The organism is Streptomyces sp. NPDC096132 (assembly GCF_044763345.1).
Classification (GTDB): Bacteria; Actinomycetota; Actinomycetes; order Streptomycetales; family Streptomycetaceae; genus Streptomyces.
Genome location: NZ_JBIWGA010000015.1, coordinates 179,033 through 199,559, shown reverse-complemented (window position 1 = coordinate 199,559; position 20,527 = coordinate 179,033). Strand labels below are relative to the sequence as shown.

At 70.7% G+C, this 20,527-nt stretch carries 20 protein-coding genes and 1 pseudogene; 11 read left to right on the top strand and 10 right to left on the bottom strand.

The window, feature by feature from the left end:
- Positions 1–4 precede the first annotated feature (4 nt).
- Positions 5–220: pseudogene (locus ACIRF9_RS32135) on the top strand (transposase); the annotation flags it as partial.
- Between the two features lie 19 nt (positions 221–239).
- Here the strand turns inward: ACIRF9_RS32135 and ACIRF9_RS32130 are convergent.
- A complete protein-coding gene (locus tag ACIRF9_RS32130; RefSeq protein ID WP_403829222.1) occupies positions 240–701 on the bottom strand; it encodes a hypothetical protein in 462 nt (153 codons plus the stop codon).
- Between the two features lie 517 nt (positions 702–1,218).
- On the opposite strand from ACIRF9_RS32130, the gene ACIRF9_RS32125 reads away from it, so the two are divergent.
- Positions 1,219–1,422 carry a type I restriction enzyme endonuclease domain-containing protein gene (locus tag ACIRF9_RS32125; RefSeq protein ID WP_403829455.1) on the top strand — a complete coding sequence of 68 codons (204 nt, stop codon included), beginning with the start codon at positions 1,219–1,221 and terminating at the stop codon, positions 1,420–1,422.
- 89 nt (positions 1,423–1,511) lie between these two features.
- Here ACIRF9_RS32125 and ACIRF9_RS32120 read toward each other — a convergent pair whose 3' ends face one another.
- Positions 1,512–1,775, bottom strand: a complete 264-nt coding sequence (locus tag ACIRF9_RS32120; RefSeq protein ID WP_391253487.1) for a GntR family transcriptional regulator — start codon at positions 1,773–1,775, stop codon at positions 1,512–1,514.
- Between the two features lie 309 nt (positions 1,776–2,084).
- On the opposite strand from ACIRF9_RS32120, the gene ACIRF9_RS32115 reads away from it, so the two are divergent.
- Together ACIRF9_RS32115 and ACIRF9_RS32110 are read left to right on the top strand one after the other, a co-directional pair.
- Positions 2,085–2,222, top strand: coding sequence for a hypothetical protein (locus ACIRF9_RS32115; RefSeq protein ID WP_403829219.1), 138 nt, complete (start codon positions 2,085–2,087; stop codon positions 2,220–2,222).
- Entirely contained in the window at positions 2,219–2,476 is a 258-nt protein-coding gene (locus ACIRF9_RS32110) for a hypothetical protein (RefSeq protein WP_403829217.1), read from the top strand. Before ACIRF9_RS32115 ends, ACIRF9_RS32110 begins: the two co-directional genes overlap by 4 nt.
- A gap of 211 nt (positions 2,477–2,687) precedes the next feature.
- Here ACIRF9_RS32110 and ACIRF9_RS32105 read toward each other — a convergent pair whose 3' ends face one another.
- The 3 genes from ACIRF9_RS32105 to ACIRF9_RS32095 all read right to left on the bottom strand — a co-directional run bounded on the left by ACIRF9_RS32105 (position 2,688) and on the right by ACIRF9_RS32095 (position 6,585).
- Positions 2,688–3,146, bottom strand: coding sequence for a VOC family protein (locus ACIRF9_RS32105; protein WP_403829215.1), 459 nt, complete (start codon positions 3,144–3,146; stop codon positions 2,688–2,690).
- 122 nt (positions 3,147–3,268) lie between these two features.
- A complete protein-coding gene (locus ACIRF9_RS32100) occupies positions 3,269–4,891 on the bottom strand; it encodes a helix-turn-helix domain-containing protein (protein WP_403829212.1) in 1,623 nt (540 codons plus the stop codon).
- Positions 4,892–5,271: 380 nt separating this feature from the next.
- Positions 5,272–6,585: a M6 family metalloprotease domain-containing protein gene (locus tag ACIRF9_RS32095; RefSeq protein WP_403829210.1), complete on the bottom strand. Its 1,314-nt coding sequence runs from the start codon at positions 6,583–6,585 to the stop codon at positions 5,272–5,274.
- 250 nt (positions 6,586–6,835) lie between these two features.
- On the opposite strand from ACIRF9_RS32095, the gene ACIRF9_RS32090 reads away from it, so the two are divergent.
- On the top strand, positions 6,836–7,480 hold the full coding sequence (locus ACIRF9_RS32090) for a TetR/AcrR family transcriptional regulator (RefSeq protein WP_403829208.1): 645 nt from the start codon (positions 6,836–6,838) through the stop codon (positions 7,478–7,480).
- Between the two features lie 129 nt (positions 7,481–7,609).
- Complete coding sequence (locus tag ACIRF9_RS32085) at positions 7,610–9,151, top strand: MFS transporter (RefSeq protein ID WP_403829205.1); 1,542 nt, start codon at positions 7,610–7,612, stop codon at positions 9,149–9,151.
- Between the two features lie 19 nt (positions 9,152–9,170).
- Here the strand turns inward: ACIRF9_RS32085 and ACIRF9_RS32080 are convergent, their stop codons facing one another.
- A complete protein-coding gene (locus ACIRF9_RS32080) occupies positions 9,171–9,680 on the bottom strand; it encodes a MarR family winged helix-turn-helix transcriptional regulator (RefSeq protein ID WP_403829202.1) in 510 nt (169 codons plus the stop codon).
- A 150-nt stretch (positions 9,681–9,830) separates the two neighbouring features.
- Here ACIRF9_RS32080 and ACIRF9_RS32075 point away from each other — a divergent pair, with 150 nt between their 5' ends.
- A complete protein-coding gene (locus ACIRF9_RS32075; protein ID WP_403829200.1) occupies positions 9,831–10,616 on the top strand; it encodes a dioxygenase in 786 nt (261 codons plus the stop codon).
- Between the two features lie 30 nt (positions 10,617–10,646).
- Here ACIRF9_RS32075 and ACIRF9_RS32070 read toward each other — a convergent pair whose 3' ends face one another.
- A complete protein-coding gene (locus tag ACIRF9_RS32070) occupies positions 10,647–11,165 on the bottom strand; it encodes a GNAT family N-acetyltransferase (RefSeq protein ID WP_403829198.1) in 519 nt (172 codons plus the stop codon).
- 214 nt (positions 11,166–11,379) lie between these two features.
- Here ACIRF9_RS32070 and ACIRF9_RS32065 point away from each other — a divergent pair, with 214 nt between their 5' ends.
- Positions 11,380–12,375, top strand: a complete 996-nt coding sequence (locus ACIRF9_RS32065) for an RNA polymerase sigma factor RpoD/SigA (RefSeq protein WP_403829196.1) — start codon at positions 11,380–11,382, stop codon at positions 12,373–12,375.
- Positions 12,376–12,908: 533 nt separating this feature from the next.
- Here ACIRF9_RS32065 and ACIRF9_RS32060 read toward each other — a convergent pair.
- Positions 12,909–13,880, bottom strand: a complete 972-nt coding sequence (locus tag ACIRF9_RS32060; RefSeq protein WP_403829194.1) for a helix-turn-helix transcriptional regulator — start codon at positions 13,878–13,880, stop codon at positions 12,909–12,911.
- Between the two features lie 284 nt (positions 13,881–14,164).
- Between ACIRF9_RS32060 and ACIRF9_RS32055 the strand changes: the two genes are divergently transcribed.
- The 3 genes from ACIRF9_RS32055 (at position 14,165) to ACIRF9_RS32045 (ending at position 18,136) form a co-directional block, all read left to right on the top strand.
- Positions 14,165–14,926 (top strand): DeoR/GlpR family DNA-binding transcription regulator, encoded by a 762-nt coding sequence (locus ACIRF9_RS32055; RefSeq protein ID WP_403829191.1) that lies wholly within the window; start codon positions 14,165–14,167, stop codon positions 14,924–14,926.
- A 62-nt stretch (positions 14,927–14,988) separates the two neighbouring features.
- Positions 14,989–15,936 (top strand): 1-phosphofructokinase, encoded by a 948-nt coding sequence (gene pfkB / locus ACIRF9_RS32050; RefSeq protein ID WP_403829452.1) that lies wholly within the window; start codon positions 14,989–14,991, stop codon positions 15,934–15,936.
- A 106-nt stretch (positions 15,937–16,042) separates the two neighbouring features.
- The gene (locus tag ACIRF9_RS32045) at positions 16,043–18,136 is read left to right on the top strand and encodes a fructose-specific PTS transporter subunit EIIC (RefSeq protein ID WP_403829188.1); all 2,094 of its coding nucleotides are present in this window, start codon (positions 16,043–16,045) and stop codon (positions 18,134–18,136) included.
- A gap of 132 nt (positions 18,137–18,268) precedes the next feature.
- Here ACIRF9_RS32045 and ACIRF9_RS32040 read toward each other — a convergent pair whose 3' ends face one another.
- Together ACIRF9_RS32040 and ACIRF9_RS32035 are read right to left on the bottom strand one after the other, a co-directional pair.
- Complete coding sequence (locus tag ACIRF9_RS32040) at positions 18,269–19,015, bottom strand: DUF6227 family protein (protein ID WP_403829186.1); 747 nt, start codon at positions 19,013–19,015, stop codon at positions 18,269–18,271.
- A gap of 191 nt (positions 19,016–19,206) precedes the next feature.
- Positions 19,207–20,433, bottom strand: coding sequence for an Ig-like domain-containing protein (locus ACIRF9_RS32035; protein WP_403829183.1), 1,227 nt, complete (start codon positions 20,431–20,433; stop codon positions 19,207–19,209).
- Positions 20,434–20,527 lie beyond the last annotated feature (94 nt).

The following is a 20,527-nucleotide window of genomic DNA, read 5'->3' as shown; positions in this document are numbered from 1 at the left end:
CGCGCTTTTCGTCTGGAAGCAGGAACACAACGCCTCCAACCGCAAGATCCGAGCCCGCGTCGAGCACGCCTTCGCCTGGATCAAGACCTGGAAGATTCTTCGCGACTTCCGCCTGAAAGGAGAGGGAGTTCACCACGTCATGCTCGGCATCGCCCGCTTGGCAACAACCGCGGCCTCGCTGGGTGATGCAGAAGCCCGCAGGTCGCCAAGTGCGTCATGAATCATTTACCAGGTAGGCCTTAGTCGAGAGAGATGGGGCCATCGGGAAGCCACCCCTCCACGTAACCTGAGACGAGGGGGACGACTCCCTCCGGCGAGACTTCCCGGTAACGGGACTTGAGTTCGCCGAGTCCCCACCTGGCATGTGTCCGAGAAGTTGCCTGAATTGAATTGGACTCGTCAGAACTGATTCTCACGATGAATGCGTGTGAAATGGTGTGGCGGTCGTGCTCCCGGCAGTTGAGATCCTGTGTTTCAAGGACTCCATAGACAGATCCGAAGCGGGGGTTGGTGATGCGAAATCGCTCGGCGAGGTAGTGAGCGGCTCCGTCTCGAAAATCGGTGCCAGGAGCGAGTAATAGCTGGGGGACGGTCCAGCCGCTGCAGCAACCGCCGCACAGCATTAGGCGGTCCTGGTCATCGAGGAGGAGCAGGTAGGCGCGGCGGTCGACGAGCTGCTGTGAGTTGGAGGAAGTGGGCACGCTGCAAGACTGCACAGATAGCTATTCAAGTAGCAAGCAGTATGCCCTCCTATGGGTGAGCCCCCTCACCCTCAGAGCGCCAGGCGTGTGCGGCCAGCTGGGGTCGCCCTGCTATCGCGGGCGTGCACAGATTGCGGTGTATCGCGCCTCGTTTTGCCGAGTGCGACACGGGTCGTGAGCTGCAAAAACACAGCAGAGGCGTTTGGGATTCGGCGCTGCAGCGTTTCGGGGCGTCACATGGCATCAGGCCTGAGCTGCGACGACGGAATTTCCCACACATCCCACGAAGGCGGGGCTGATCAAGCCCTGAGCGACCTGGGGCAGGTTGCCGTGGTGATGAGGTGGACTGAGCCCACGACGTACACCACAGCGCCCGCCAGGGCACTCGATCCACAGGGTACCGGATCAGGGCTCGGGCGGGTGCTGGTCATGGGGGGCTGGGCGGAGAGGTGAGCAGGCGCTGTGGCTCATTAGGACTGTTTCTCACTGGTGGAGGGTGCGGCTGGTCGAGCGGAAGATGCGCGAGGTCACACGCCACAACATCGTCCGCCGTACGACGTTCTCCGAGCGCTTGCAGGACCTCATGGTGCGGTACATGCGGCGGCAGTGCGCGAGCACCGAACTCATCGCCAAGCTCGTCGAGATGGCAGGTCATGGATGGCGCCCGCCGTGGCGAGAAGGTCAGCCCGCCGCTGGACTGGCGCGAACTCGCCTTCTATGACGCGGTGGCTGACCACGGAACCGTACGGGAGCACTTCGCCAACGAGTGGTCCACGAAGGGCGCTTTGGGTAGCTGACCGGGGTTTGCTGCTACGCCGAGGGTGCGGGGGTTTCTGGGGAGGGCGGCAGGGGGTCGGCGACGAAGGTTCCCAGCCCGACCTCGCCCCGCGTCCAGCCCTGCTCTCGCACATGCCGCATGGCCTTCGCCGCCGTCGCGTTCACTACGCCGAACTCCTGGGCGATTTCCAGAGTGGACGGCACGCGGCTTCCCGGCGGATACGTGCCGTCCTTGATGCGCCGGATGATCTCCGCTGCAATCTGTCGCCACAGCGGACGCGTGCGGTCAAGGTCCATGAGCTTCAGCGTGGGTGACCGTGGCATTCTGCGCATCCGTGGTTATCTGCGGTTATCCACGGGTAATCTGGGACTCGAGCACAGAACGGCCCCGACGGGAAGCGGCTACTTCCTCACCGGGGCCTGAGCCGACTGAACTGGAGTCGACCTATGCGCAGCCTACTGGCCGCCATCCTGAGCCTCTTCCTGCCTCCTCGCGGAGCGCACCGAGCCCCTGTCGCGCCACCGCCCCTCACCATCCGTCCGCCCGTCACCGCCCGTCAAACGCGTCCACACCCCACGGACGTCATCCTCGTCGACGGTCTTCCCGTGGTCCGGCCGTACCTTGCCGTATGGGAACGCGAGCGAGACGAACTCGACCGCAGGCACCTCCAGCGGGAGCGGCGCCGGGCGGCGGTTCTCGCCACGCTGGGCCAGGACTACGTCCCGTCGGGGGTCGCCGCGTGACCGCGCGACGTTTCCGCAGCCTCGGCGTAGACCCGGCCACCGGCAAGGAAGCCTTCGTGGTCGCACGCCCCGGCGGTTGGCTCGAGGAGCTGGCCGATGTGCACGCCCTCAAGGCGGCCGCCGTCCTCGCCACAGTGGTCGGTGCCGTACTCGAGGGCGGCAAGTCGTCGGACACCGAGCTCGCCGCCTTCGTACCAGCGCTGCACGCCGCGCTCGAAGAATGCGTCGGCATCATGGCGGCCGACAGGGAGTGACGGCGTAGAGGCATCCCGCCGGAGGGCAGGGCAGCGGTGCCATGGGTGCCTGGGGCTCATCCTGGGCACCCACCGTCCGGCAGTCGTTTGCGGGACGGCTTTCAGTCCCTACGGCCACGTACGGCCGGCCTTGGCTGCGATGCGTGCTGATCGCTCTGCGTCGAAGCTCACGGGGACCACCTGTTCCGGGATGGTGCGCAGGCTCCGCAGGCTATCGCCGGGTGGGCGAGGCGTCCGCGGCCTCATCGAGGGTCGGAGCCGCCTCCCGGAAGGCCGAAGTCGCGAGGACTTCCAAGTAGTGGCGGTTCTGCATGATTCCGAGGACGTTGCCGAAGGGGTCGACGACCGACCCGCCGACGAAGCCCTCGCCGAACTCGCGGAGGGGTTCGTGCGGGGTGGCGCCCAGGGTGAGGAGGCGGGTCAGGGTGGCATCGACGTCGTCGACGTGCCAGTAGGTGACCGCCCCGCCGGGGGTGTCGGTGTGGGCGCCCAGGTCGTTCACGAACTTGCTGTCCAGCAGGCCCAGTTCGTGCTGGTAGTCGCCGATGCGGAACTCGGCGTATCCGGGGCGCTCGAAGTACGGCTCGATGCCGAGGAGTTCGGAGTACCAGCGCTTCGCCGCCTCCAGGTCGGCGGCGTGGAAGCGGATGGTGGTGAGGCCTCGCAGCATCGGTGCTCCTTGGTTGAAGGCCGAACAGAGGGATCCGCTCAGTGAAGTGCGGTCATGGAGGGGACAGTAGGGCGCCTATAGGCCAGATCCTGTCCTAAACCGTGGAGGGCGGTGCAGCCGGTTCAGGACAGGGCTACGCGGGTGAACCGTGCGGCCACCCGCAGGTCCGACTCGACGAGCGCCGCGGTCGCCGCCACCTCCGGCAGCAGGTCGCGTACGCACTCCTCGGCCGTCCGGCGCGCCGCGTGCGTGGCGACCCCGACCGCCGCGACCACTCGCCCCGCACGGTCCCGCACGGGAACCGCGACCGATCGCAGCCCCTGCTCCAACTCCTCGTCCACGAAGGCGAATCCAGCGTCCGGGACCGTCGAGGCCGCCGAAGCCTCCCCGCCCGACGAGTAGCCGGCCGTCAGCACCCGCCCCGCCGCCGTCACCCGGGCCGGTCGCCGCGTGCCCACCGTCACGTCCACGCTCATCACGTGGTGCGCGGCCACGCCGGCCGTGTACTGGATCTCGTCGCCGCCGTCGGTGAGGACCGCCAGGGCGGTCGACTCGTGGATGCGTTCCGCCAGGGCCGCGAGGTGGGGGGTCGCGATGCGGGGGAGGGTCGTACGGGAGAGGGGAGGGAAGCCGAGGGAGAGGACCTGGGGGGTGAGGGAGAAGGTGCGTTCGGGGCCGCCGGGGGTCACCAGGCCGAGGTGCTCGTAGGTGATCAGCGCCCGCCGGGCCGTCGCCCGGGCCAGTCCCGTCGCCTTGGCGACCTCGGTCAGGGTCAGCTCGGCCCGGCCCTCCCCGAAGGCGGTGAGGACGGTCAGCCCTCGGGCCAGGGACTCGATGAACTCCCGGCCCAGCTCCTGCTTGGACGCGCCCGTCCACAGGGCGAGCCCGGCGGGGGACGGGCCCGGGGCCGCAGCGGGTGCCTGGAGCAGGTCGCGCTCCATCGCCGTCACCGCCGCCCGCAGCCGGGGCAGCAGGGTGTCGCGCAGATCGGACGCCGTGTGCCGGCTGGTGTGGCTCACGACGTTCGCCACGCACGCGACCCGCCCGGTCCCCGGGTCCCGCACCGGCACGGAGACCGCGACCAGGCCCGGTTCGATCAGCTGGTCGTCCAGCGCCCAGCCCTCCGCCGCCGCCCGTGCGGCCCGCCGTACGAAGTCTTCGTCCGGCGCCCGGTGCGGCGCGGCGGCCGGTACGGCGGAGAAGCCGCGGTCCTGCGGGTCGGCCGCGCGGCGCGTGCGCCAGCGCTCCCAGTCGGCGTCCGTCCAGTCGGCGGCGAACAGGGGGCCCGGTGCCGTGCGTTCGGCGGGCAGCAGGTCGCCGATGCGGAAGCTCAGGGACATCGCGCGGCGGCGGGTGGCCTGGTGGATGAAGCGGATGCCGTCCCGGTCGGCGACGGCCAGGGACACCGACTCGTCGAGCTCGTCGGCGAGGGCGTCCGCCCGCGAGCCCAGCAGCGCCGGCAGCCGCAGGGCGGCCAGATAGGCGTTGCCCAGTTCCATCACGCGCGGGGTCAGGATCGCGTCCCGGCCCTCCAGCCGGGCGTACCCCATGCGCGCCAGGGTCGCGGTGACCCGGTCCACGGTCGACCGGGCCAGGCCCGTGGCCCGCTCCAGCTCGCTCAGCCGCATCGCCCCTCCCGCCCCGGTGAGCTCCCGCAGCACCGCCACCCCGCGCATCAAAGGCACGACGGCCTCGCCGGGCGCGGACGTCCCGGGGCCGGGCGGGGTGGTGGTGTTCGCGGACATCGGCTCTCCGGTACGGCGGTCTGGGCAGCCCTACCGTAATGCGGGCCTACGGGCGTGGGCTCACCGGCGGGTGCTCCCGGGTCGACGGGCGTGGGTTCACCGGTGGGTCCCGCGGGGGTACGGCCACGGGCTCGGCGGCGGGTGCTCCCGGGTCGACGGGCGTGGGTTCACCGGCGGGTTCCGCGGGGTACGGCCACGGGCTCGGTGGCGGGTGCTCCCGGGTCTACGGGCGTGGGTTCACCGGCGGGTCCCGTTCACCGGCGGGTCCCCCGGGGGTACGGCCACCGGCTCAGCGGCGGGTCCCCCGGCGGTACGGCCGTGGGCTCACCGGTAGGCCCCCGGGGCTACAGCCAACGGCTCCCCGGCCTCCGCCCACCCCCTCACCGCCGAGTGACCCGCACCCGATAGTCCCCCTTCAGATCCGCCCCCGTCACGGAGATCCGGATGCCCCGCTTCGAGTCCGTGAAGGTCTCGCCGGGGGCGTAGGGCGCGTCGGAGAGTTCCGCGTGGACGTTCGGGCTGCGGGTGCAGCCCCCGCTGTCCTCGGCGGAGTCGTACACGTTCACCGGGCCCATGCCGGTGTCGACGGCCGCGTCCACCTTGTAGACGAGAACGCCCGGCCGGCACACCGTCTCGTCGTTGCCGCCGCGGGTGCGCAGTTCGACGGCGTAGCCGGTGCGGCCGTCGAGGGGGACGAAGACCAGTTTCGGGCCGCCGGTCCGCCACAGCGGGGTCAGCGCGTACTCGGCCGTGCCGCGCACCGCGGAGCAGGCGATCTGGGTCGCGTCCAGCCAGCCCAGCTTCCACTTGTGCCAGCCCAGCAGGTCGTTGTTGGCCCCCCAGTCCTCGCTCATGATGTCCCAGTGCCCGACGGCGCCCCCGCCGTCCTGGGTGTAGAGGTCGGGCAGCCCGAAGACGTGCCCGTTCTCGTGCGGCAGGACGCGGTAGCCGGTGCGGTCGTAGGAGCCGGAGCCGTCGTCCTGGCGGGAGTAGACGAAGGACGCGTTGGCCACCGCCACCCCGTCGGCCACCGGCGCCTCCGTGTTCCCGGCGAACGTCACCGACAGGACCGTGTCCAGCGCGGAGGGGCCCGCGTTCGGGGTCACCAGCACGTTCAGCAGGTCGTACGCGCGGAAGTCCACCGTCGGGTCGGCGGCGGCCACGAGGTCGCGGACGAGGTCGCGGTAGCCGGGGTCGAAGGGGGCGCCGCGCTCTATGCCGTACTTCCGGAAGGTCTTCGGCATCCGCAGCCAGTTCGGGATCGGGGTGTCGGAGCGGTAGTCGAGACGGCCGTAGGACGCCGTGCGGAACCATTCCTCGGTCTGCGGGAAGAACTCGTGGTAGCGGCTGAGGGCGGTGCCCCGGCCCGGTGCGTCCGGGAAGTCGACCATCAGGGTGAGGGCGCGGACGGTGCCGGTGGAGCGGGCGTACCCGCTGGGCGTGGGGACCCCTTCGGACATCTGGACGGCCGAGCCGCCGTTGATCATGCAGGGGGCGAGGGTGGAGGAGCGGGACAGGGAGATCGAGCCCGCCCCGGCCCTCGACGGCCCGAGGCCCGGGGCGAGGCCTCCGGTGCCGGCCGAGGTGCTGACCGCGAGGGTCAGCGCGGTCACGGAGGCGAGGGCGGCGACGCGGCGCGGGCGTATGCGACGGCCGAGGGGCTCCGGGGCGGTGCGCACGGGCTGCGGCTGCATGCGGGGCCTTTCGGTCCGAGGTCCGGGCAGCCACCACCCGGTCACCGGCTGCACCCTTTCGATCACCCTCCGCTTCGGTGTGGGTGGGCGCGCGCTGGGAGAGACCGATCGTGTGCATGTGACTCAGGTCACAAGAGAAAACTTCGGGGGATGGGAAATAACCGGGGACCCCTTCCCCGTTTAGCCATGTGTCCGAGCGAAACGGGGACAGCTTCCCCGGATCGCCCCACCTCTACCGGAGGAGTACGCCGTGCAGACCGCGACCCCCGCAGTGCGCAAGGCACCCCGGCCCCGCGCCGACGCCCTGCGCAACCGGGAGCGGATCGTCACCGCCGCCCGCGAGATGTTCACCGAGCTCGGCCCCGACGTGCCGCTCGACGACATCGCCCGCCGGGCCGGCGTCGGCAACGCCACGGTGTACCGCAACTTCCCCGACCGCGACGCCCTGGTCCGCGAGGTCGTCTGCTCGGTCCTGGACCGCACGGCCCGGGCCGGCCAGGCCGCCCTCGACGAGGACGGGGACGCGTTCGCGGCACTGGAACGCTTCGTGCACGTCGCCGCCGACGAGCGGATCACCGCGCTGTGCCCGATGGTCACCAGCACCTTCGACCAGAACCACCCCGACCTGGTGGCCGCTCGCGAACGCGTCGAGTGGATCATCGAGGAGGTCATGGACCGCGCCAAGGCCGCCGGGCAACTGCGGCCCGACGTCGGCGTGGGCGACGTGATGATGGCGGTGGCCCAGCTCAGCCGGCCTCTGGCGGGCACGATGTGCCTCAGCTCCGACCGGTTCGTCCACCGTCACCTCCAGCTGTTCCTGGACGGACTGCGGGCCCCGGCCCACTCGGTCCTGCCGGGCACGGCCGCGACCATGGAGGACCTGCGCCAGGCCTGAGCGACCAGAACTCCTGACCCGAGCAGTCGAACCCTGTACTCGGCACGCCCTTTTCTCAGCTTTCTTCCTCTTCTTCCGTTCACGAAGTCCCGAATTCTTCCGTCACGAAGTCCCGAAGTGGGTACCCCCATGTCTGAAACAGCCGTCAAGGCTCCCGGTACGACCGGCGTCCCGGACGCCAACCGCTGGAAGGCGCTGGCGTTCATCGCCATCGCCCAGCTGATGGTCGTCCTCGACGCGACCATCGTGAACATCGCGATGCCCTCCGCCCAGCAGGACCTGGGCATCTCCGACGGCAACCGGCAGTGGATCGTCACCGCCTACGCCCTCGCCTTCGGTGGTCTGCTGCTCTTCGGCGGCCGGATCGCCGACCTGTGGGGCCGCAAGCGCGCCTTCGTCACCGGTCTCGGCGGCTTCGCCGCGGCCTCCGCGCTCGGCGGTGCCGCCACCAACGAGGCGATGATGTTCGGCGCCCGCGCGCTCCAGGGCGCCTTCGGCGCGCTCCTCGCGCCCGCCGCGCTCTCCCTGCTCGCCGTGATGTTCACCGACGCCAAGGAGCGCGCCAAGGCCTTCGGCATCTACGGCGCGATCGCCGGTGGCGGCGGCGCCGTGGGTCTGATCCTCGGCGGCTTCCTCACCGAGTACCTGGACTGGCGCTGGACGTTCTTCGTGAACATCCCGTTCGCGGTGATTGCCGCGGCCGGCGCGTACTTCGTCATCCGTGAGCCCGAGGGCGGCCGCAACCGCTCCGCCCTCGACATCCCGGGCGTCATCCTGTCCACCCTCGGCCTGGTCTCGCTGGTCTACGGCTTCACCCGCGCCGAGTCCGACGGCTGGAGCGACTCCCTGACCGTCGGCATGTTCGTCGCCGCCGGTGTGCTGCTGCTCGCCTTCGTGATCGTCGAGGCGAAGGTCAAGGCCCCGCTGCTGCCGCTGCGGGTGGTCACCGAGCGCAACCGCGGCGGTGTCTACCTCTCCCTCGGCCTCGCGATCATCGCGATGTTCGGCCTGTTCCTGTTCCTGACCTACTACCTGCAGATCGTGAAGGGCTACTCCCCGGTCAAGACCGGCTTCGCGTTCCTGCCGATGATCGCGGGCATGATCACCGGCTCCACCCAGATCGGCACCCGCCTGATGACCCGGGTCGCCCCGCGCCTGCTGATGGGCCCCGGCTTCCTGGTCGCCGCGCTCGGCATGCTGCTGCTGACCCGCCTGGAGATCGGCTCCTCGTACGCGGCCGTCCTGCTGCCGGCGATGCTGCTGCTCGGCCTCGGCATGGGTACGGCGTTCATGCCGGCGATGTCCCTGGCCACGTACGGCATCGAACCGCGTGACGCGGGTGTCGCCTCCGCGATGGTCAACACCTCGCAGCAGGTGGGCGGCGCGATCGGCACCGCCCTGCTCAACACGATCGCCGCGTCCGCGACGACGTCGTACATCAAGGACCACATCGCCGGTGCCGCCTCCAAGCCCCAGCAGCAGCTGGTGCAGCTGGAGGGCATGGTGAACGGCTACACCAGCGCCATCTGGTTCGCCGTCGGCATCCTGGTCGCCGCCGCCGCGATCGCGCTCACCCTCGTCAACGCCGGCAAGCCGGACATGGGCGGCGCGGTGGCCGGTTCGGGCGAGGGCGCCGAGGACGCCGTACAGGTCCCGGTGGTGGCCCACTGACGCGCGTAGCCCTGGCCCGTTAGCGCAGCCAGGGGAGATCGGCACCCGCTTCGTTCGGCTGGAGTCCCTCGGCGATGATCTGCATGATGTCGCCGAGGGACTTCTGCTGTTCCCGGGTGAGCCGGTCGAACACCGCGTTGCGCACGGCGCTGACATGGCCCGGCGCGGCGCGCCTGAGCACGTCCAGGCCCTGCTCGGTCAGCACGGCGAACTGGCCGCGCTTGTCGGAGGCGCAGTCCTCGCGCTGGACCCAGCCGTTCTTCTCCAGCCGGGCGATGGCGTGGGAGAGACGGGAACGCGTGATCTTCGCGTGCATGGCCAGCTCGGTCATCCGCAGCCGACGGCGGGGGGACTCGGCGAGCTTGACCAGGAGGCCGTAGTAGATGTGCGGCATCCCCGCGTCCCGCTGGAGCTGTCGGTCCATGTGGTCCTCGAGGAGCATGCTCGCGTGCACATAGGAGCGCCAGACGCGCTGCTCCTCGTCGGTGAGCCAGTGGGGCTCTTCAGCGGATGTGGATGCCTTCTTCATGTACTCCACTGTAAAGGTCTGCTCCTTGAAAATTAAACCATCTGGGAATATGCTGTTGGATGTTGACGTTTTAGATTTCAAGCAACGCCGCGTCAGGCAACTGTCAGGCACCACGTCCGACAGGCACCACGTCCGAAGGGAGTCGCCATCATGTCCGCCGCCACTCAGGAGCGCATGCCCGCCCTGTACCTCAGTCATGGCGCCCCACCGCTCGCGGACGACCCGATCTGGCCGGGAGAGCTCGCGGCCTGGTCCGCCGGCCTGCCCCGCCCCAAGGCGATCCTCATGGTCTCCGCCCACTGGGAAGAAGCCCCCCTCGCCCTCGGTGCCGTCGATCCGGTGCCCCTCGTCTACGACTTCTGGGGCTTCCCCGAGCACTACTACACGGTGAAGTACGACGCCCCCGGCGCACCGCAGCTCGCGGAGAGCGTGCGCAAGCTACTGCGCGCCCCCGGGACCCCCGTCCAGGACATCCCCGACCGCGGCCTCGACCACGGCGCGTACGTGCCCCTGGTCGAGATGTTCCCGGCCGCCGACATCCCCGTCCTGCAGATCTCGATGCCCACCCTCGACCCGGTGAAGCTCATGGAGATCGGCCGCAAGCTCGCGCCCCTGCGCGACGAGGGTGTCCTGATCGTCGGCTCCGGCTTCTTCACCCACAACCTCGCCGCCCTGCGCCAGGGCGGGATCCCCCGCTGGTCCGTCGAGTTCGACGACTGGGGCCGGCGCGCCATGGAGGCCCGGGACTGGGACTCCCTGCTGGACTTCCTCCACAAGGCCCCGGCCGGCCGCTACGCCCACCCCCGCACCGAGCACTTCGCCCCGCTCTTCGTGACCATGGGCGCTGCCGAGGTGTCCGGCGAGCTGGACGCCCAGAAGTCGGTGATCGACGGGTTCTGGATGGGGCTGGCGAAGCGGTCGGTGCAGTTCGGCTGACGGGCCGAGTCCGGCTGATCCGCCGGGGGCTCACAGCTCCTTCTCGTACCAGGCCACGTCCCAGTAGCGGCCGAACTTGCGGCCCACCTCCCGGTAGGTGCCGACGTACCGGAAACCGAAGCGTTCATGCAGCCGCGTGGACGCTTCGTTCGGCTGGGCGATGCCCGCGTAGGCCCGATGGACGTCCTCTCCGGAGAGCGCTTCGAAGAGCGCCTTGTAGAGGAGTGTGCCGACGCCGCGGCCCCCGGCGTCCGGGCTGAGGTAGATGGTCACCTCGACGGACGTCGAGTAGGCGGCCTTCGGCCTGTAAGGGCTGGATGTGGCGTACCCGAGAATCTCCTGTGAGTCCGCGTCCACGGCAACCTTCAGCCGGTACGGGCCGTCTTCAGGGTGGGAGAGCAGCCAAGGGCGGCGCTCCTCCGGAGTGAAGACCGCGGTATCGAACGTGATCGGCGTCTCACGTACGTAGTGGTTGTAGAGGTCGGTGAGGGCCTCGAGGTCCCCCTCGACTCCTGGCCTGACCTGCACCTCTGTACGTTCCGACGGCATCGCTTCTCCCCGTGTCGCCTGACGGTGGCCGGACAGGGTACTGCATGATCAGAAAAATCGGGGTGCGGGTTGGGAATTCTGTCCTGATTCCAGTCGTTGTTTCCATCGGATGCAGGGCACACGAGCAGAGTCCCGAAGCGAGTCCCGGGACCACTGAGCGAGTGCCCGGTGTCCACGGACCACCCGCTGACCCCACCATCGCAAGGGAGCACGCATGGCAACCCGTGCCGTCGCCCGTCGTAAGTCCGCCACCGGCGGGACCGACGCGGCAAGCAGTGTTCGCGCCCATGGCGGCGAGATCGCCGACCGCGACCTGGTCGGCATGTACCTCGACGAGATCGCGCGTACGCCGCTGCTCGACGCCGCCAAGGAAGTCGAGCTGTCCCAGATCATCGAGGCGGGTGTGTTCGCGCAACAGGTCCTCGACGGGTACGAGGAGTCCAGGGCGGACGCCACCCGCGAGGAGCTCCAGGCCCTGGTCGCCGAGAGTGATCGCGCCAAGGACATCTTCATCCGCTCCAACCTCCGCCTGGTCGTCGCGGTCGCCCGCCGCTACCCGCGCAGCGGCCTGCCCCTCCTCGACCTGATCCAGGAGGGCAACGCCGGCCTGGTCCGCGCCGTGGAGAAGTTCGACTACCGCAAGGGCTTCAAGTTCTCGACGTATGCCACCTGGTGGATCCGCCAGGCCATCACCCGCTCGATCGCCGACCAGTCGCGCACGATCCGGCTGCCCGTCCACCTCGTGGAGGAGCTCGGCAGGATCCGCCGCGTCCAGCGCGAGTTCAACCGTGAGCACGGCCGCGACCCCGAGCCCCTCGAGATCGCCGAGGAACTCGGCTCCAGCCCCGAGCGGGTCATCGACGTCCTGGACTGGGCCCGTGACCCGGTGTCCCTGAACATGTCGGTGGACGACGAGGGCGAGACCCAGTTCGGCGACCTCCTCGAGGACACCTCCGCGGTGTCCCCGGAGCAGTCGGTCCTCACACTGCTGCGCAGCGAGGAACTCGACGGCCTGATCGACCGTCTCGACCCGCGCACGGCCTCCATCATCAAGATGCGGTACGGCATCGAGGACGGCCGTGAGCGCACGCTCACGGAGGTCGGCAAGGAGCACGGCCTGACACGCGAACGCATCCGTCAGATCGAGAAGCACGCGCTGCTGGAGCTGAAGAAGCTGGCGCGGGACACGGGGTTCGAGGCCGCCGCCTGACCCCTCCGGGTCGCCACCCGAACACGCAGGTTCCGCCCGCGTGCGCCGGGTGGCGCAACCCCGCGCAAACATGGCGTCACAACGCCGCTTCAACCCACAGGACCGGGGGAACAAGACTTCAGGGCACGGGAGTTCGGACGAATGCCGGATGAATAACGGAGTCCCGAGACCCAAGCCCTGAGCCTTGAACCCCCTGTGCGAACCGCCCGTACACCCCACCCAGGACCACGTCCCGACGCACATCCCCCCGGCGCCGGGACTCCCCCGAGTCGGGCTTCGGCGCCTTCCCCCGGGCGCCGGGGCCCGACTCGCTTTCTTCCTGCGATCCCTGTCCCGCGCTTCCTGGTCTCCTGCGCACTGTGGGGCGGGTGGGATGCTCACTCAGGGGTGGGGAGGACGCGCACTTCGGGGTGGGCGGGGCACCCCGTACCTGAACCACGGGGTGGCCCGCCCGAATGGCAGATTGTGCCACGCCACCAAGGGGTGAGGGTCCCGGGTGCGGGGGTCCCGCACACGGGGTTCGCTCGCTCCCGTTACCCACCACCACCCGCTGCCCGCCCCAACCTCGCCCCCAACTCCCGTACGCACTCCACCAGTTCTCCCGGCCCCCGCACCGAGAACTCGCACCCCAGCATCGCCAGCCGCAGCGCCAGCCACTCCACCGGATCACTGGTCGAGCCCCGCAGCCGGCATCCGCCCGTACCGTCCTCCACCGGCTGCCCCATCCACGCGGGCAGCCGCGCCGCGACGGACGCCGCCGGTTCCTCGAAGGCGACGTCGAACTCGTACACGTACGCCTGCCCTTGGAGGGACTGCCGCAGGTATTCCGCCGCGCTCCCCGTCGGCAGCTCCCGGGGAGCGAACCGCGCCCCTGTCGCGAACGGCTCCCGCACCCGGTCCACCCGGAACGTCCGCCAGTCCGCCCGGTCGACGTCGTACGCCACGAGGTACCAGCGCCGCCCCGTCGACACCAGCCGGTTCGGCTCGGTCAGCCGCCGCGACTCGGTGCCGTCCTTCGCCCGGTAGGCGAACCGCAGCCGCTCCCGTCCGGCGACCGCGGACGCCATCACGGTCAGCGTCTCGGGCGCGATGCTCGCCCCGTCCCCGCTGGTCAGCGGAGTGGTCGCGGCCTGGAGCGTGGTGACACGGTGGCGCAGGCGGGCGGGCAGCACCTGCTCCAGCTTGGCCAGCGCGCGCACGGACGCCTCGTCGACGCCCTCCACCGCGTGCCCGGCGCCCGCCCGCAGGCCCACCGCGATCGCCACCGCCTCCTCGTCGTCCAGCACCAGCGGCGGCATCGCCTTGCCCGCGACCAGCCGGTACCCGCCGTCCGCGCCCTTGCTCGCCTGCACGGGGTACCCCAGCTCCCGCAGCCGGTCGATGTCCCGCCGCACCGTCCGCCGGGACACCCCGAGCCGCTCGGCCAACTCGCCGCCGGGCCATTCACGGGGCGTCTGGAGAAGGGAGAGCAACTGCAGCAGCCGGGCCGGGGTGTCCGTCGTCATACGCCGAGCATCCCGCAGAACTAGGACGACATCTGGCCTACTGGGCGCCTGATGAGCGCCTGATGAGCACCTCCGGGCCCCGCTGCGGCGGCACTTTGCTGATCCAGTGTTGATCCAGAAGTCCGTTCATGCCCGAATAAGGCCCGAACCTGTTTACTTTCCGGAAATCCGGGCGTAGCCTCGCAGCGAAACCACAAGTTCGGGCATGAGTCGGACACGAGTCGGACATCGGGTCGGCGGCGACCGGACGCGGCACCGGACACGAGGCGAAGGCGAGCGCAGACATGTACGCACCGGAGCGGCAGCAGGAGATCCTGCGGCTCGCCCGTGAGGGCGGCCGGGTGGACGTCCTGTCGCTGGCCGAGGAGTTCCAGGTCACGGCGGAGACGATCCGCCGCGACCTGAAAGCCCTCGACCGCGCCGGCCTGGTGCGCCGCGTCCACGGCGGCGCCATCCCGGCCGGACGCCTCGACTTCGAACCGGACCTCGCCGAACGCGAGGGCACCTCCACCGACGAGAAGGACCGCATCGCCAAGGCGGCCCTGACGGAACTGCCCTCCGAGGGCACGATGATCCTCGACGCCGGCACCACGGTCGCCCGCCTCGCGGCCGCGATCCCGCTCGAGGCCGAGCTCACCGTCGTCACCCACAGCCTGCCCATCGCGGCCCGCCTCGCGGACCACCCCGGCATGCAGCTCCACCTCGTCGGGGGGCGCGTACGGCACCGTACGCGCGCCGCCGTGGACGCCTGGGCGCTGCGCGCGTACGGCGAGATCCGCGCCGACGTCCTGTTCGTCGCCGCCAACGGCTTCTCCGCCGAACACGGGCTGACCACTCCCGACCTCGCCGAGGCCGCGGTCAAGCGGGCGGCCGTCGCCGCCGCGCGCCGCGTGGTGCTGCTCGCCGACTCCTCCAAGCACGGCCAGGAGCACTTCGCCCGCTTCGGCGACCTGAACGACGTGGACCTGCTGATCACCGACAGCGGACTGAGCAACGACGACGCCGCCGCCATCGAGCGCGGCGGCACGGAAGTGGTACGAGCATGAGCGGCACCGGTATGAGCAGCGCGGGCCCCAGCGGTGCGGAGGCGCCCGGCGCCGCAGGCGTCATGATCCTCACCGTCACCCCCAACCCCTCCCTCGACCGCACCTACGAGGTCCCCGCACTCGACCGCGGCGAGGTCATCCGCGCCACCGGCGAGCGGATGGACCCGGGCGGCAAGGGCGTGAACGTCTCGCGCGCCGTCGCGGCCGCCGGCCGGCGCACGGTTGCCGTCCTGCCCCTCGGTGGTGCGCCGGGCGCGCTCGTCGCCGACCTGCTGGACGCGCAGGGCATCGAGGTCGCGCCGGTCCCGGTCGCCGGAGCCACCCGCTCGAACATCGCGCTCGCGGAGTCCGACGGCGTCCTCACCAAGATCAACGCACCCGGGCCCGAACTGTCCCCCGAGGAGCAGGAGCTGCTCCTGGAGACGGTGCGCCGGCAGTCGTGCGACGCCGACTGGATCGCCTGCTGCGGCAGCCTGCCCCGGGGCCTCGCACCGTCCTGGTACGCCGAGGTCGTCGCGCGGGCGCACGCCGGGGGCGCCCGGATCGCCCTGGACACCTCGGGGCGCGCGCTCCTGGAGGCGCTGCGCGAGCGGCCCGACGTGGTGAAGCCGAACGCCGAGGAACTCGCGGAAGCCGTCGGCCGCCCCCTGGCGACCGTGGGTGACGCGGTGAAGGCCGCCGAGGAACTGCGCGCGATGGGCGCCCGCGCCGTGCTCGCGAGCCTCGGCGCCGACGGCCAGCTGCTCGTGGAGGACGCGGGTACCTGGTTCGCGAGCGCCCAGGTGGACGTCGTACGCAGCAACGTGGGAGCTGGCGACTCCTCCCTCGCCGGCTTCCTGATCGCCGGCGGCAGCGGCCCGGCGGCGCTCGCCTCCGCCGTCGCGCACGGCGCGGCGGCCGTGCAGCTGCCCGGCAGTGTGATGCCGACCCCGGGCGACCTGGACCCGGCGGCGGTGACGGTCACGGCGGAGGTGCCGGTGGACCGCGAACTGAAGGAGCCGGTGTCATGACGCCCCGCCTGTTACCCGGCGCCCTCACCCCCCACCCCACCCCCACTCCCGTCCCCACCCCCGCCCACCCCAAGCCCCGGGCGATACGCGTGCGAAGGAGCCCGCGATGAGCGACATGATCACCGCGGACCTGGTCGATCTCGACCTGTCCGCCGACACCAAGGAAGCCGCGGCGCGGTCCCTCGCCGCCCGCATGGTGGCCCTGGGCCGGGTGACCGACCTGGACGGCTTCCTCGCCGACGTGGCCGCCCGCGAGGCCCAGATGCCGACCGGCCTCGACGGCGGCATCGGCATCCCGCACTGCCGCAGCGAGCACGTCACCGAGCCGACCCTCGCCTTCGGGCGCAGCGCCGCCGGCATCGACTTCGGCGCGGCGGACGGCCCCGCCGACCTGATCTTCCTGATCGCCGCCCCCGCGGGCGCCGACGACGCCCATCTGACGATCCTGTCGTCCCTGGCCCGCCAGCTGATGAACACCGAGTTCACCGACGCGCTGCGCTCGGTCGGCGACCCGGCGGCCGCGGCCGCCCTGATCCGCGGCGACGAGCCGCCGGCCGCCCCTGCCGAGGAAGCCGCCCAGACCACCGCGGCCACCGCGGCCGAGGGCACCACCGAGGACTCCGTGGCGGCGTCGGCGGCGGCCTCCGCCGACGCCGCCACGGCCACCACCACCCCCGCCGCCGCCGACGCGGGCGAGCGCCCCTTCCGGATCGTCGCCGTCACCTCCTGCCCGACCGGTATCGCCCACACCTACATGGCGGCCGAGTCCCTGGAGAACGCGGGCCGCGAGGCGGGCGTCGAACTGACCGTCGAGACGCAGGGCTCGGCCGGCTTCACCCGGCTCGACCCGGCCGTCATCGCCGCCGCGGACGGCGTGATCTTCGCCCACGACGTCCCCGTACGCGAGAAGGACCGCTTCGCCGGCAAGCCGACCGTCGACGTCGGCGTGAAGGCGGGCATCAACCGGCCCACCGAACTGATCACCCAGGTGCGCGAGAAGGCGGCGCGCGGCGAGGTCACCGCCGCGGCCGGATCCGGTTCCACTCCGGTGGAGCGCGCGGGCGACCCCGGCGACAGCTACGGCACCAAGCTGCGCAAGTGGCTCATGACCGGCGTCAGCTACATGGTCCCGTTCGTCGCCGCCGGCGGTCTGCTGATCGCCCTCGGCTTCGCGATCGGCGGCTACCAGATCAACGCCGCCAAGCCGGTCACCGAGCACTTCGACTGGGGGCAGGTCGACAGCTGGGGCGCGCTGCTCTTCCAGATCGGCGCCGTCGCCTTCGGCTTCCTGATCCCCGTCCTCGCCGGCTACATCGCCTACGGCATGGCGGACCGGCCCGGCCTCGTGCCCGGCTTCGTCGGCGGCATGATCTCCGTCAACATCGGCGCCGGCTTCCTCGGCGGCCTGGTCGCCGGTCTGCTCGCCGGTGGCGTCGTCCTCGCCATCCAGCGGGTCAAGATCCCGCCGGTGCTGCGCGGCATCATGCCGGTCGTCGTGATCCCCCTGCTCTCGTCGATCGCCGTCGGCTTCCTGATGTTCATCGTGATCGGCAAGCCGATCGCCGAGGCGCAGAAGGGCCTCACGGACTGGCTCAACAGTCTCTCCGGCACCAACGCGATCCTGCTCGGCGTCCTGCTCGGCCTGATGATGTGCTTCGACCTGGGCGGCCCGGTCAACAAGGTCGCCTACGCCTTCGCCACCGCCGGAATCGCCGTGCAGGACCCGAGCGACTCCGCGATGAAGGTGATGGCCGCGGTGATGGCCGCCGGCATGGTGCCGCCGCTGGGCATGGCCCTCGCGACCACCGTCCGCAAGAAGCTGTTCACCCCGGCCGAGCGCGAGAACGGCAAGGCCGCCTGGGTGCTCGGCGCCTCCTTCATCTCCGAGGGCGCGATCCCGTTCGCCGCGGCCGACCCGCTGCGCGTCATCCCCGCCTCCATGGCGGGCGGCGCCGTCACCGGCGCGCTGACCATGGCCTTCGGCTCGACCCTGCGCGCCCCGCACGGCGGCATCTGGGTCACCTTCCTGATCGGCAAGCCGTTCCTGTACCTGTTGGCCATCGCCATCGGCACGGCGGTGACGGCGGGCCTGGTGATCGTCCTCAAGGGCATGCGCAAGCCGGTCGAGGGCACCGCCGCCAAGGCGCCGGAGGGCGCCGCCACCCCGGCGGCCGAGACGAAGCAGCCGGTCGCCGCGTAACGGAACAGCGGGAGACGGGCCCGAGCGGCCGGTCGCAGCCCCCATGGGACGGGGCCGCGACCGGCCGCTCGGCCATTCCGCACTCTCGTGCGCACCGCTTCTCGGGAACCGCTTTCTCGGCGAAGCGCTTTCTCAGGCGACCCGTGCCGCCCGCCGCTCCATCGCTTCGCGGGCGTCGGCCTCCGACGGATACACCTCGCACATGTGCCGCCCGTCCGGCGTCGCCGTGTGCTCGACCTCCCACAGGGAGATCTCCCGGCCGTCGCGCAGCAGGAACGCGTGCTCGTAGAGCGAGAAGCCCAGACCGACCCGGCCCGCCCGGCAGGGACGCCCGAACGCCTGGGTGATCTGATGCGCGAACGCCGACCTCAACAGCTCGGCGGTGTCCGCACCGGGCCGGTCGGTGTTCTCCGCGCGGCGCAGCAGCCGCCGCGCGTGGTCCGCCGAGTCGTCCGGAACGTACACATGCCGGGGCGCGGAGACCGGCGCCGACGGCACCAGCACCGGCAACTCGAAGTCCGGCTCGTCCGGCGGCAACGGCAGCCGCGCCGTGGCGGTGCGCAGCTCCTCCTCGTCGACGTACACCTCGTGCTGCGGCTCGCTGCCCGGCGCGGTGTTGTGCACCAGCTCCCACAGGGTCAGCGCACACCCGTCGGCCAGCAGCCAGGTGTGCCGGTACGTCTCGCGGTGCAGGCCCGCGCTGTGATGCGCGGAGTGCAGCGAGCTGTCGTGCGCCAGCGCGCAGTCGAGCCGCCGAAGGACGTCGTCCGGCAGCTCGAACGAGTTCAGGGCGCGACCCAGGAGCCGCGCGAGATGCTCCTCCGGAGACTCGGGCGACTCGGCTGGTTCGTACGCTGCAGTCTCGTACGGAACGCTCAAGGTTTCTCCCGGCGTTGCTGCATGTCACCTTGTGGGTGCATACCGTAGCCCCTCGGTCGGACATCATGTCCGGGAACCGAGAAAACGTATGTCGGGTAAAACGCGCGGGCCGTGCGGAAAATTCCCGCACGGCCCGACGAACCGTCAGAAGCGGCCGGTGAGAGGCCGATCGCCCCGCAGGCCGGCACCCGTCACACGGCGCTCCCGGCCGTCCACTGGGCCCACGACAGGTTCCACCCGTTGAGCCCGTTGTCCGGCGCCACCGTCTTGTCGGGCGAGTTCTCGACGATCACGACGTCCCCGATCAGCGAGTTGTCGTAGAACCACTTGGCAGGCGTGTCGCCCTGCGCCCCCTGCACGTCCGCGAGCCCCACACAGCCATGGCTGGTGCCCTCCCGCCCGAACGGCGGATTGCCCTTGTTGTACCAGTAGTTGCCGTGGATGAAGGTGCCGGACGTCGTCAGACGCATCGCGTGCGGCACGTCCGGGATGTCGTACTCCCCGCCCAGTCCGACCGTCTGGCTGTTCATCCGCGTCTGCGTGAACTTCTCCGAGATCACCATCTGGCCGTTGTACGTGGTGTGCTGCGGACTGCCCGACGAGATCGGCACCTTCCGCAGGACCTGCCCGTCCCGCACCACGGTCATGGTCTGCGTGTTCACGTCGACCGTGGAGACCTGCGAACGCCCGATGGTGAAACTGACCGTCTTCTTCTGCACCCCGTAGACGCCGTTCGCGCCCTCGACCCCGTCCAGGTCGATCTTCATCGTGACCTTGGAGCCGGCCTTCCAGTACTCCTGCGGCCGGAAGTCGAGCCGCTGCGCCCCGAACCAGTGCCCCACGACCTGCTGGCCGCTGCTGGAGGTGACCGTGATGTGCGACTGCACAGCCTTCTTGTCGCTGATCACCTTGTCGAACGTGAACGACACCGGCATCCCCACACCGACCGTCGTCCCGTTGTCCGGCGTGTACGTCCCGATGAAGCTGTTGGCCGTGGTGACCGTCGTGAAGATGGAGTTCGCGGCGGCGACCTTGCCGTTCGAGTCCTTCGCGGTCGCCGATATCTCGTACTTCGTCCCGCGCTCCAGCTGCTCCTTCGGCTTCCAACTGCCGCCGTCCGCCGCCAGGGCGCCGGCCACGGTCTGTCCCGTCCCGGCGACGGTCATCTTCACCTCGGTCAGCCGGCCGTCACTGACCTTCACGCCGGTCGTGTTGATCGACGCGCCCGTCGAGCCGTCCTTGGCCGAGATGACGATCTTCGCGGTGGAGGTCTTGCTGTCCGCCCCCTTGCCGCCCTTGGCGTCGTCGTCGCCCTTCGCGTTGGCGCTTCCCCCACAGGCGGTCAGGGTCAGGGCGCCGACCACCAGGGCGGCACACGCTCCCAGTACGCGCCGCGCTGCTATGTCCGGCGTTGTCACAGGCTGCTCCAGCTTCATGTGATGTGCGTGATCCGCTCAAGTACGTGAAGAAGGAGCGCTCCTGCACCCGCCGAGGTTCCGCCCTTGGGTCAAT

Coding starts and splice junctions, on each gene's coding strand:
- ACIRF9_RS32125 (WP_403829455.1), top strand. CDS start 1,219: ATGCGCGAGGTCACACGCCACAACATCGTCCGCCGTACGACGTTCTCC.
- ACIRF9_RS32120 (WP_391253487.1), bottom strand. CDS start 1,775: ATGGACCTTGACCGCACGCGTCCGCTGTGGCGACAGATTGCAGCGGAG.
- ACIRF9_RS32105 (WP_403829215.1), bottom strand. CDS start 3,146: ATGCTGCGAGGCCTCACCACCATCCGCTTCCACGCCGCCGACCTGGAG.
- ACIRF9_RS32100 (WP_403829212.1), bottom strand. CDS start 4,891: ATGTCCGCGAACACCACCACCCCGCCCGGCCCCGGGACGTCCGCGCCC.
- ACIRF9_RS32095 (WP_403829210.1), bottom strand. CDS start 6,585: ATGCAGCCGCAGCCCGTGCGCACCGCCCCGGAGCCCCTCGGCCGTCGC.
- ACIRF9_RS32085 (WP_403829205.1), top strand. CDS start 7,610: ATGTCTGAAACAGCCGTCAAGGCTCCCGGTACGACCGGCGTCCCGGAC.
- ACIRF9_RS32080 (WP_403829202.1), bottom strand. CDS start 9,680: ATGAAGAAGGCATCCACATCCGCTGAAGAGCCCCACTGGCTCACCGAC.
- ACIRF9_RS32075 (WP_403829200.1), top strand. CDS start 9,831: ATGTCCGCCGCCACTCAGGAGCGCATGCCCGCCCTGTACCTCAGTCAT.
- ACIRF9_RS32070 (WP_403829198.1), bottom strand. CDS start 11,165: ATGCCGTCGGAACGTACAGAGGTGCAGGTCAGGCCAGGAGTCGAGGGG.
- ACIRF9_RS32065 (WP_403829196.1), top strand. CDS start 11,380: ATGGCAACCCGTGCCGTCGCCCGTCGTAAGTCCGCCACCGGCGGGACC.
- ACIRF9_RS32060 (WP_403829194.1), bottom strand. CDS start 13,880: ATGACGACGGACACCCCGGCCCGGCTGCTGCAGTTGCTCTCCCTTCTC.
- ACIRF9_RS32055 (WP_403829191.1), top strand. CDS start 14,165: ATGTACGCACCGGAGCGGCAGCAGGAGATCCTGCGGCTCGCCCGTGAG.
- pfkB (WP_403829452.1), top strand. CDS start 14,989: ATGATCCTCACCGTCACCCCCAACCCCTCCCTCGACCGCACCTACGAG.
- ACIRF9_RS32045 (WP_403829188.1), top strand. CDS start 16,043: ATGAGCGACATGATCACCGCGGACCTGGTCGATCTCGACCTGTCCGCC.